Annotated in this window: 11 protein-coding genes; 2 read left to right on the top strand and 9 right to left on the bottom strand. The window is 62.8% G+C overall.

What is annotated here, in order from left to right; genetic code table 11:
* The 6 genes from dnaN to EN745_RS20900 all read right to left on the bottom strand — a co-directional run.
* A partial coding sequence (dnaN, locus tag EN745_RS20925) for a DNA polymerase III subunit beta (protein ID WP_127422148.1) occupies positions 1-589 on the bottom strand: 589 nt, incomplete at its 3' end.
* A gap of 403 nt (positions 590-992) precedes the next feature.
* Positions 993-2,465 (bottom strand): chromosomal replication initiator protein DnaA, encoded by a 1,473-nt coding sequence (gene dnaA, locus EN745_RS20920; RefSeq protein WP_245455265.1) that lies wholly within the window; start codon positions 2,463-2,465, stop codon positions 993-995.
* 916 nt (positions 2,466-3,381) lie between these two features.
* On the bottom strand, positions 3,382-3,648 hold the full coding sequence (gene rpsT, locus EN745_RS20915; RefSeq protein WP_126056644.1) for a 30S ribosomal protein S20: 267 nt from the start codon (positions 3,646-3,648) through the stop codon (positions 3,382-3,384).
* A 158-nt stretch (positions 3,649-3,806) separates the two neighbouring features.
* Complete coding sequence (locus EN745_RS20910) at positions 3,807-4,580, bottom strand: enoyl-CoA hydratase (protein ID WP_126056643.1); 774 nt, start codon at positions 4,578-4,580, stop codon at positions 3,807-3,809.
* A 39-nt stretch (positions 4,581-4,619) separates the two neighbouring features.
* Complete coding sequence (gene mutM / locus EN745_RS20905) at positions 4,620-5,507, bottom strand: bifunctional DNA-formamidopyrimidine glycosylase/DNA-(apurinic or apyrimidinic site) lyase (RefSeq protein ID WP_126056642.1); 888 nt, start codon at positions 5,505-5,507, stop codon at positions 4,620-4,622.
* Positions 5,491-6,741 (bottom strand): phosphopentomutase, encoded by a 1,251-nt coding sequence (locus EN745_RS20900; RefSeq protein WP_127422147.1) that lies wholly within the window; start codon positions 6,739-6,741, stop codon positions 5,491-5,493. Before EN745_RS20900 ends, mutM begins: the two co-directional genes overlap by 17 nt.
* A 181-nt stretch (positions 6,742-6,922) precedes the next feature.
* On the opposite strand from EN745_RS20900, the gene EN745_RS20895 reads away from it, so the two are divergent.
* A complete protein-coding gene (locus EN745_RS20895) occupies positions 6,923-7,879 on the top strand; it encodes a PhnD/SsuA/transferrin family substrate-binding protein (protein ID WP_126059249.1) in 957 nt (318 codons plus the stop codon).
* A gap of 41 nt (positions 7,880-7,920) precedes the next feature.
* Here the strand turns inward: EN745_RS20895 and EN745_RS20890 are convergent, their stop codons facing one another.
* The 3 genes from EN745_RS20890 to EN745_RS20880 form a co-directional block, all read right to left on the bottom strand.
* Positions 7,921-8,541: a TadE/TadG family type IV pilus assembly protein gene (locus EN745_RS20890; protein ID WP_126056640.1), complete on the bottom strand. Its 621-nt coding sequence runs from the start codon at positions 8,539-8,541 to the stop codon at positions 7,921-7,923.
* 38 nt (positions 8,542-8,579) lie between these two features.
* On the bottom strand, positions 8,580-9,170 hold the full coding sequence (locus tag EN745_RS20885) for a TadE/TadG family type IV pilus assembly protein (protein WP_126056639.1): 591 nt from the start codon (positions 9,168-9,170) through the stop codon (positions 8,580-8,582).
* Positions 9,171-9,321: 151 nt separating this feature from the next.
* On the bottom strand, positions 9,322-9,741 hold the full coding sequence (locus tag EN745_RS20880) for a pilus assembly protein N-terminal domain-containing protein (protein ID WP_127422146.1): 420 nt from the start codon (positions 9,739-9,741) through the stop codon (positions 9,322-9,324).
* A gap of 358 nt (positions 9,742-10,099) precedes the next feature.
* Here EN745_RS20880 and EN745_RS20875 point away from each other — a divergent pair, with 358 nt between their 5' ends.
* Positions 10,100-10,270: a Flp family type IVb pilin gene (locus EN745_RS20875; protein ID WP_126056637.1), complete on the top strand. Its 171-nt coding sequence runs from the start codon at positions 10,100-10,102 to the stop codon at positions 10,268-10,270.
* The last annotated feature ends 153 nt before the right edge of the window (positions 10,271-10,423 follow it).

The raw sequence follows: 10,423 nt of genomic DNA, 5'->3' as shown, positions 1-10,423 counted from the left end.
GCATGCCTTCCGAACCGGCCGGCGCGTCGATCTCGGCACGCGCCAGGCGGTGGCCATCGGTCGCCACCGAGCGCAGCTTCAGCTTGCCGCCGGCCTCATGCGTGTGCAGGTAAATGCCGTTCAGATAGTAGCGCGTCTCCTCGGTGGAGATGGCGAACTGCGTCTTTTCGATCAGGCCTTTCAGGTCGACCGAATCGAGGCGGAAGATGTGCGAGAAGGAGCCGGCCGAAAGTTCCGGGAAATCGGACTGCGGCAGGCACTGCAGACGGAAGCTCGACCGGCCCGAGGTGACGGTCATCGCATTGCCGTCCTCGTCGGTCTTCAGCATCACCTCCGCTCCGTCGGCGAGCTTGCGCACGATGTCGTAGAGCAGGTGCGCCGGAACCGTTGTGGCTCCGCCGCGCTCGACCTTGGCGGGCGTGGCTTCGGTCACCTCCAGGTCAAGGTCAGTCGCCTTCATCTCGAGGCTGGCGCCCTCGGCGCTGAGCAGCACGTTAGACAGGATCGGTATGGTGTTGCGCCGTTCGACCACGCGGTGGACATGGTTGAGCGACTTCAGGAGATTTGACCGTTCCAGGATAACACGCATGACGAAACAGGCTCGCTTGAATGAATGAGCGGGTCTCCGGCGAGCGGCGCCCCGCGAAAGCTCTGAACAGGCTCAGAATCTGCCTAAACTGACAGGAAAAAGCCTGCAAACGCAAGCCCGCGCCACCGGTTCGGACCGGTTGCGCGGGCTTTCTGGGGATAAAGCCGGCGAAGTCCCCGTTTAATGCATGTCACCCAAAAGCGCGCAGCGGTTCGAGAACAACGACATGCATGAAAACCACACCTCAGCGCGTCGCATGGACCGTTACGGGCGCGCCGCGCTTTAGGGCAATTCCAGGAAAAGTGTGTAACGGTTTTCCGTCCGGAATTGCGTAGAAACAATTAGTTAGAGCGGTTCGGCGATTCCATGAAACGCTGAACCGCTCCAGGTCTTTCCCGGCCGCTCAAGCCTGGTCGTTGATCAGTCTTCTCAAGAGTTCCAGTTCCTGCGCCAGCGTGTTGTCGGCGCCCGAAAGGTCCTCGATCTTGCGCACCGCATGCAACACGGTCGTATGGTCGCGGCCGCCGAAGCGCCGTCCGATCTCGGGCAGCGAGCGCGGCGTCATCACCTTCGACAGATACATGGCCACCTGCCGCGGCTTGACGATGGTGCGCGTGCGCCGATTGGACAGAAGCTCGGTCTTCGACACGTTGTAGTGGCGCGCCACGATGCGCTGGATGTCCTCGATGCGCACTCGCTTCGGCTCGCCCGAGCGATAGATGTGCCCGAGGATCTCGTCGATACGGTCGATGCTGATCTGCGGTTCGAAGGACTGTCTGAACAGGAGCTGGTTGAAGGCGCCTTCCAACTCTCGTCCGCTTCCGGTCACCGTGCGCGCGACATGGTTGAGGATCTCGTCCGAAATATCGAGCGAGGCATCGTCGACCTTGGCCGTGGCGAGGCGCAGCTTCAGCATGCCGAGACGCATTGCGAAGTCCGGCGCCGACATTTCCAGGGCCACGCCGCCATTGAGGCGGGAGCGCACGCGCGGCTCCAGCGACTCCAGCTCGGACGGCGGCCGGTCGGCGGCAACCACCACCTGCTTGGCGCTGTCGAGCAGCATGTTGATCAGGTGGCAGAACTCATGCTGGATCGACTTGCCCTGCAGGAACTGCATGTCGTCGATGATCAGGAGATCGATATCGCGCAGTTGCTCCTTCAACGTTAGCGCGTTGTTGTCGCGGATGGCGGTGGCGAAGCGCCACATGAAATACTCGGCCGTCAGGTAGACGACGCGCGATTTCGGGTTGTGTATCAGCGATTCCGCCGCGATCGCCTGCAGAAGATGCGTCTTGCCGAGGCCGACCGTCGCATGAAGGAAAAGCGGGTTGAAGCGCACCGCGCTCGACTGCGATTCCGCCACGGCCTTGGCGGCGGCGAAAGCCACCCGGTTCGACGGGCCTTCGATGAAGGAACTGAAGGTGTAGCGTGGATCGAGCGGCGACCCCAGCACATTGTGCCGGAACTCGGTCTCTGCGGGCACGCCCGGGCGCGGCGCCGGAGCCCGTTCGACCCTGCCTGTCGCGGCGGTGCCCGCGGCGAGCGCCGTCTGCGTCTGTCGGGTCATCTTACGCGCCGGCGTCACCTCGGGCTCGACGCCATTGCGTGTCTGGCGCGTGGCGGTGCGCACCACGATCTCGATCTTGAGGACTTCGGGATCCTCGTGCTTCCACAATTCCGCGATCAGATCGAGATAGTGGCCGTTGATCCACGACCGCAGGAAGGCCGTGGGTACCGAGATGCGGACAATGCCGCGGGAAGCCTCGGCAACCTTCATGCGGCCAAACCAGCTTGAATAGACCTCAGCTCCCAGGCGCGCCTTCAGCTGGGCCTTGACGCGCTCGAACTTCTGTTCCGCGTCGCTGGAACCCGCCATGCTGTCCCCTCCGACGAATGTTGTTGGGAATGGGAGTTCGCTGGTTAGCTCCCTTTCGATGCCGCTCTGCATGATCGAGTTCCTTGTCCTTTTGTACCCTTTTCCGCCGGGGATGCGCCTCCTGCATCCATGTTTCCGGCGACCGTATCTTCGCTGCGACACCACCGCCGCCGCCGGCAGGTGATCATCGCCTCGTAACAAAGGGACCGGTGCCAGCTCTTGCAAGCTGGGCCGTTCTCGACACACCAGGGCAATGCGATGCCATCCGGCGAAAACGCCGGCTCCATCGACCTGCCATGTACAATTACGCCAGTCCCCTACCGCCTCGAAAAGACAAATCAAGCCCGTTCGCGGAATTGATCCACGTCATGAATTCTGCCATTTTGTGGTGGCCGATTCAGGCTGGGTTGAAGGCCAAGAGCCCGTCCCTTCGATGGATGGACATTACCGAAATCGCTGTGGATAGGGCAAGGCCACGACTAACGGATTTTTAACGAATCTGGTTAGCGGAGACGGGTTCGGAGCGGGTGCCGCAACGGCATATTTTGACAAAGCCATTGTGATTCAAACCCTTTTCCGGCGAATATGAAAATGGCCGCTCGGCACGAAATTTTCTGAAATAATTCGCTTGACAGCTACTTGTCCCCCGCCGCTCGAACGCGATGTGAACAAGCTGTGGATCACCATCCACAGGCGTTTGAAATATATAGCTAATTTCTGACAGCCGAATTTTGGTCAGCGCCCGCTTTCGGCATAACGGAATATCAGTGCGCATGTATATGCCGGCAAAGTAAACCGGATTTTGAAATCCAGCCTGGACGCGATCTCGGGGCGTTCTTTTTAAGTACTTGCCGGCAAACGAAAAAACCCGGCGTCATCCGCCGGGTTCGAAGAACGCAAGTTTAGTAAAGGCTTATCAGGCAGTCAGTACCTTGAGCCGGTGCGCCAGTCTGGAAACCTTGCGCGACGCCGTGTTCTTATGGATCACGCCCTTCGTCGCGGCGCGCATCAATTCCGGCTCGGCAGCCTTGAACGCGGCCAGCGCGGCAGCCTTGTCGCCCGAGGCGAGCGCCTCTTCGACCTGGCGCACATAAGTGCGGACGCGCGAGCGGCGGTTCTTGTTGATCGCGGCCCGGCGGGCGATCTTGCGCGTTGCCTTCTTGGCCGAGGAGGTGTTGGCCATGGTGCCTCTCTTCTGATCTGGTGGGCGCCAGCGGTATCGCAGGGCGCAAAAAACAAACGGGCAGCCACAGGCCGCCTCGGTTGGTGCGGCTTATAGTTCAGCTTTTCCGGCGCGTCAACGCCGCTTCGCCTTCTTTTTGACGCCGGCGCCCGACCATCTTATCGGTTGGTGAAATTGGGCTTCCGCTTCTCGGCAAAGGCGGCCATGCCTTCCTTCTGGTCGTCCAGCGCAAACAGCGAGTGGAACAGCCGCCGCTCGAACCGCAAACCCTCGGCAAGCGTCGTTTCATAGGCCCGGTTGACGGCCTCTTTCGTCATCATCACCGACGGCAGCGAGAACTCGGCGATCTTGGCCGCGGCCTTCAGAGCTTCCTCAATGAGATCGCCCGCGGGCACGACGCGCGACACCAACCCGCAGCGCTCCGCCTCGGCCGCATCCATCATCCGCCCGGTCAGGCACATGTCCATCGCCTTCGACTTGCCGACAAAACGGGTCAGCCGCTGTGACCCGCCCATGCCGGGCATGACGCCAAGCGTGATCTCGGGCTGGCCGAACCTTGCGGTATCCGCGGCGATGATGAAATCGCACATCATTGCCAGTTCGCAGCCGCCGCCAAGCGCGTAACCCGCAACCGCCGCGATGATCGGCTTTCGCACGCGCGTGAGTTGCTCCCAGCCGACGAAGAAGTCCTGCGTGTAGGCATCGACGAAGGCGATCGATTGCATCTCCTTGATGTCGGCGCCAGCCGCGAAGGCCTTCTCGGAACCGGTGATGATGATCGCGCCGATGCCGGCATCGGCGCCGAACCCGCTCATCGCCGCGACCACCTCCGCCATGACCTGGGAGTTCAGCGCGTTGAGCGCCTTCGGCCGGTTCAGCGTGATCAGCCCGACCTTGCCGCGCGTTTCCACGATGATGGTTTCATAGGTCATGGCATCGCCTCCTCGTTCCGATTGAGGGATCGGTCTAGCTCACCGCTGACAGGTCCGGCAATAGAAGGTCGAGCGGCCGCTCTGCACGATGCGCTCGATATGGCCGCCGCAGCCGGGCTTTTGGCATGGCTCGCCCTCGCGGTCGTAGGCCGCGAAGGAATGCTGGAAATAGCCGAGCGACCCATCGGACTGCACATAGTCGCGCAGCGAGGAGCCACCGGCGGCGATCGCATCGGCGATGACCGACCGGATCGCTTCGGCCAGGCGCTCGCTTCGCTCCCTCGCCTTTTTGCCGCCTCCGGCGATGGTGCCCGCCTCGCGCAGCGGCGACAGGCCGGCGCGCCACAGCGCTTCCGATACATAGATATTGCCGAGTCCCGCGATCAGCCGCTGGTCGAGCAGCGCCGCTTTCAATGGCGATCTGCGGCCGGCGAGCAGCGAAGCGAGCAGGGCGCCGTCCAGCGCATTGCCGGTCGGCTCGATGCCTAGGCCGGTCAGCATCGGATGAGTGTCTGGCGCGCCTTCCGCAAACAGCATAAAGCCGAAACGGCGCGGATCGTTGAAGATCACCCGCGAGCGGGTGCCCGCGGGAGATTCGATGTCGAACACGACATGGTCGTGCGCCGAATTCTTCGAGCGCTCGTGATGGAACGCGCCGGGCGTTTCGCCTTCGGCGGTTTCGATGCGGAAGGAGCCCGACATGCCGAGATGGCAGATCAGCACCGGACCGCCATCGACATGCATGGTGAGATACTTGGCCCGCCGGCCGAGCGCGGTGATGGTTTTGCCGGTTAGCCGTTCGGAGAAGCGCGCGGGAAATGGAAACCTGAGATCGGGCCGGCGCGCTTCGACCCTGACCAGGCGAGCGCCTTCCAGGACCGGCTGCAGCCCGCGCCGGACGGTTTCGACCTCAGGCAGTTCGGGCATGGCCGCCCATCGCCGCATAAAAGGAGGTGCCGTGACGGCCGGGCGCCAGCCCGAGATGCTCCGCGACGGTCTCGCCGATATCGGCGAAAGTCGGTCTGAGGCCGATGTCGCCGCCCGCCAGCCCAGGTCCGGTGCCGATCACCGGGATGCGCTCGCGCGTATGGTCGGTGCCGCGCCAGGTCGGATCGTTGCCATGGTCCGCGGTGAGGATGAAGAGGTCGCCTTGCTTCAATTTCACCAGCGCTTCGGGCAGGCGCCGGTCGAACGCCTCGAGCGCCGCGGCATAGCCGGCGACGTCGCGCCGATGGCCGAACTCCGTGTCGAAATCGACGAAATTGGCAAACACCAGGTCGCCGTCGCCGGCATCGTCCATCGCGCCGAGCGCCTTGTCGAACATCGCCATGTTGCCGGCGGCCTTGCGCACCTCCGAGATGCCGCGATGCGCGAAGATGTCGCCGATCTTGCCGACCGCGATGACCTTGCTGCCGCGCCCGGTCAGCCGGTCGAGCAGGGTCGGCTCTGGCGGCGGCACCGCATAGTCGCGGCGGTTATATGTCCGTTCGAAGGTGGCGACGCTTTCGCCGACGAAAGGCCGGGCGATAACCCGGCCGATGTTCAGCGGATCGGCCAGCCTGCGCACCGTCTTGCAGAACTCGTAGAGCCGTTCGAGGCCGAAATGCGTTTCGTGCGCGGCGATCTGCAGGACGGAGTCGACCGAGGTGTAGCAGATCGGCTTGCCGGTGCGGATATGCTCCTCGCCGAACCGCTCGATGATCTCGATTCCGCCCGCATGGCAGTCGCCCAGAATGCCGGGCACCTTTCCCTCCCGGATCATCGCCTCGGTCAACGCATCCGGAAAAGCGGGCACTGTCTCGGGGAAATAGCCCCAGTCGAAGCGCACCGGCAGGCCGGCAATTTCCCAGTGGCCGGACGGCGTGTCCTTGCCGCTGGAGATTTCCTGCGCCGCGCCGTGAAGGGTCGCGGCAAGCGGTTCAGTGCCGCCATTGTCGAAGTGGAACCCCGTCGCGGTTTCTGCCGCGCGGGCAAGCCCAAGCGACATCATGTTGGGCACGGCGAGCGGTCCGCGGCGCAAGCCTTCGCGGTCCGCGCGACCCTGGGCGCAGGCGAGTGCAATGTGCCCGAACGTGTCGGCGCCGGCATCGCCATAGCGGGCCGCATCGGCGGCGCCGCCGATGCCGAAAGAGTCGAGGACGAAGAGGAAAGCGCGCGCCATCAAAGGGTCATTGTTGCCTGTCTGCGGCCCCAGACATAGGGTTCCGCATCGCCATTGGCAATTCGGAAACCAAACGGCAACCGCTCGGCGCGATAGTCGGGCGAGGTGGGATGCCGGCACAGGCGGGGCAGGGATGAGAAGGCACGGCGGATTTTCGGCAAAGCCTTCCTTCAAGGCATGGATGGCTGCTCTGGCGTTGCTGGCCGCATCCTGGCCGGACACGGCCAGCGCCGACTGGCGCGACGACATCGGCACGTTCCGCATCGGCATCGTCGCCGAACCGGGTGGTGGCAACACCGTTCCGGGCCTGGCGCTGCTGACCGACGCCTATACGAAGGCACTGGGCATGAAGGCGGAGTTCGTCGTCGCGCGCGACTACCAGGCGCTGATCGAGGCCCAGGTGGACGGACGAATCCAATATGCCGTCTATTCGGCAATTGCCTATGCGACGGCGTCCGAGCGCTGCGGCTGCGTCGAACCTCTGGTGGCGCCGGTCGACGTGGATGGCGCCACCGGCATCCGCTCCGTCCTTGTGACGCGCGACGGCAAGGTCCCGGACCTGGCCGCGATGGCCAGCCACCGGATCGCCTTGGCGCCTGCCGACAGTATCGGCGGTTCGCTGCTGCCGCTTGCCGGCCTGGCGGATGCAGGTGTCGGAATCAGCGAGGACTCGCCGTACCTGATACACGCCGCTTCGGCCGCCGCCGCCGAAACAATGCTGGTCGATGGTGAGGCCGATGCCCTGTTCGGCTGGGTAGCCTCCAATGACAAAACGGCAGTGCCCGACAGTCAGCCGGCTCTCCCTGCTGGCCAGCCTGCCGGCACGGGCGACCAGGTGGCGGATCCGAACGGGACATTGGCGCGGCTGGAGGCGGCGGGTCTTTCGAAGACGTCCGTTCAGGTGGTGTGGACGTCAGGGCTGCTGAGATATGGCCCGCATGCCGTGCGCAGCGATCTCGACCCCGAGGCCAAGCGCCGGCTCACCGTGTTCCTCACCAACCTGAAGTCGATGACGCCCGATGTCTACGATCTCCTGGAGGCAACGCATTCCGGCGGCTTCACCGTCACCTCGCAAGAGGACTATGCGACGGCGGCGGCGATCGTGCGGCTGGTGTCGGGCAAAGAGGGCCGGCAGTAGCCCCGGACGACGCGGCGACCACCGCAGCGGCAAAGGAATTCTCAGCAATCGCCACAAGGGATCGTGGTGCTCCTGCGCGGCCGCAGGTAATAGGTCTCGCTCATCGAAATGTGGCTGAAAGCCGAGGTCAGTCCAATCCGCTCCTGGCTGTCCGCCGCCCAAGTGATGATCGGCTCATAGGCGAGGTCGCTTTCGACACGGATCAGGAACGTGCCCTTGACGTTGAGCGCGGTGGGAATTGTGGTGGTGGTGGTCTTCGCGGCATCGGCGCTGGTGGCGCCGTTGTCCAGCTTGCGCGACCAGACGACCTGCACCTTCGGCGTCGTATCGGTCGTGACCTCTATGGCCGTGATGACGATCTTGGGGGTCGACCGGTTGTAGGGCTTCAAGGTCGATGTGCCGATCTTCATGATCGCGTCGAGATCCGCCTTGCTGATCGTGTTCTGCTGCGTGACGAGGTCCGCCACCATGCTGCCGATGCGGCTGACCTTCTTGCTGGTCTCGATGGCCTGTGAGGCCTCCATGGTCACGAAATACATGACGAGCAGCAGCGGCACGATGAAGGCGAACTCGATCGCCGCGACGCCGCGGCGATCAGCGCAAAACCGCGTCGCCCTTGCCCAGGCCGCCAAAATCCCCCGATGTGCCCCCGCACGATACATGCCCTTACCCCCGTTTTGCCGAAGCATGCCCGTAAGTCTCAATTGTCGAACGGTTCGTTCTGCCAGGTCACCGACGCGAAATGCAGCGTGTTGCCGTCCTTCAGATTGGCCATCGACCTGGCCATGAAGTCGGTCATGACCGGCCATTTGTAGAAGACACGCAGCATGTTCTTCGATTCCGCCAGCCCAGGCGATACGCCGAAGCTCGTCGAATTGGTGCCCTGCGTCAGCACGATGTCGCCGTTTACGATCTTGAAGCTTGCCGTTGCGGCGTCCGCAAAGGTTGGATATTCGCGCAGGTCGACGAGCAACCCCGGGCAGTTCTTGGCGACCATGATCTCCAACTTGGCGCAGATCATGTCCTTCAACTTGGTGCCGGACACGTCGGCCGGCCTTAGCTGGCCGGTGCGCAGTTGGCGGGCGATGTCATCCGTGGCATTGGCCATCACCTCCTGGCCGGCAAATGAAATACAGCTTTCGAGGATGGCGAAGACGAGGAGAGCAAAAGGCAGGGCCAACATAGCGAACTCTATCGCCGTGCTGCCGCGCCGATCGCCAGAAAAGCGGGAGCGGAGCCTTGTCCGCCCTTTGCCGCGATTGTCGTCCTCGGGTGCCGGATTCCCGCGCATGCCCCCTCCCTGCCGATCCGTTGATGCCGGCCGGAACACTAGCCAAAACCCATTGAGGTCCGGTTTGGATGACCGTTAGAGTCGTCGAAAAGCCCTTAACCAGCAGCTAACCGTGGCCGGCGGCGCGGCAACGCCGCCGGCGGCCGGCGATTCAGTGGCTGGCGCTCATCTCGGTTTCCGAGGTTCTCTCGCTATCGCTCTTGTAGGAACTCTCGCAATAGGGCGTGCAGGACAGGGTCTGGATCTCGGCACGCCTGTAGATTCTGACCGAGGATGCATCCTGCCGCACGACGGTGACCTGCTCGTCGATGATCGGGCTGCCTTCCTGGTCGAGGACGACCAGATTGGTGACGCCGAATCCCTTGCCCGTCAGTACGATCGTCGAGGCGTCCTGCACGGAGGCATCGGCAATCGCCGGATTGCCGATGACGATTGTGTCGGCGGCGCGCGACAGCTTGACGATCTTGGCCTGGTTCATGGTGACCTCGATGCCGGGCCCAGCTTTTGCCGGCATGACGAAATTGGCGGCGAGAAGCGCGGCAACTGCAAACGACGATCTCAATCCGGTCATCAGGACGCTCCAGGGCGGCAAACTGTTCAACGGAACATGAACGAGATTGGTGAACCAACGGTTAAGCCCCGGGCTGTCACGCTTAACACCAGGCTACGGTTGCATGCCGCGCGGGCCGTGATCGCTGCTTGAGCGATCGTCGGGGACCCCGCCTTTACCGCTGCTTTGCGCGAGGCGAGGCGGCCTTTCACTACTTTAGCCGACGATTAACCAAGCAACGGATTCGCGACCGGAAAGGAATCGGTAAGGCTGTTTATTAAGCCGATCGAAAGGGCTTCTCCCTAGATTGGGCAGCATCCGATCAACCGGCAAGAGAAGTTGACGGAAGTGCTGTAACACGTGGAGTAGGAGCTCTCGAATGTCTAATCTCATTGCACGTTTTGTGAAGAACGAGTCCGGTGCGACCGCCATCGAATATGGCTTGATCGCCGCTCTCATCGCGCTCGCCATCATGGTCGGCGCCGGCGCCCTCGGCAACGCGCTGAACAACAAGTTCAACGCGATCGCCACGACGGTCAACAACTCGTAATATCGAAGCAACCAGCTTGCTTTCAAATAAGGGCCGCCTCATTGGCGGCCCTTATTTTTGCCATGCCGGCGATTTTGAAGTCCCGGTCTCATCATTCGTTAATCGAACCTACCTAGGCTGGCGCCAGGTATGGTTTGATCACAGGCGCCACCC

Origin of the sequence: Mesorhizobium sp. M4A.F.Ca.ET.022.05.2.1, from assembly GCF_003998845.1 — a bacterium.
Taxonomy (GTDB): Bacteria; Pseudomonadota; Alphaproteobacteria; order Rhizobiales; family Rhizobiaceae; genus Mesorhizobium.
The sequence above is the reverse complement of the archived record's forward strand: the minus strand, read 5'-3'. Positions and strand labels throughout refer to the sequence as shown.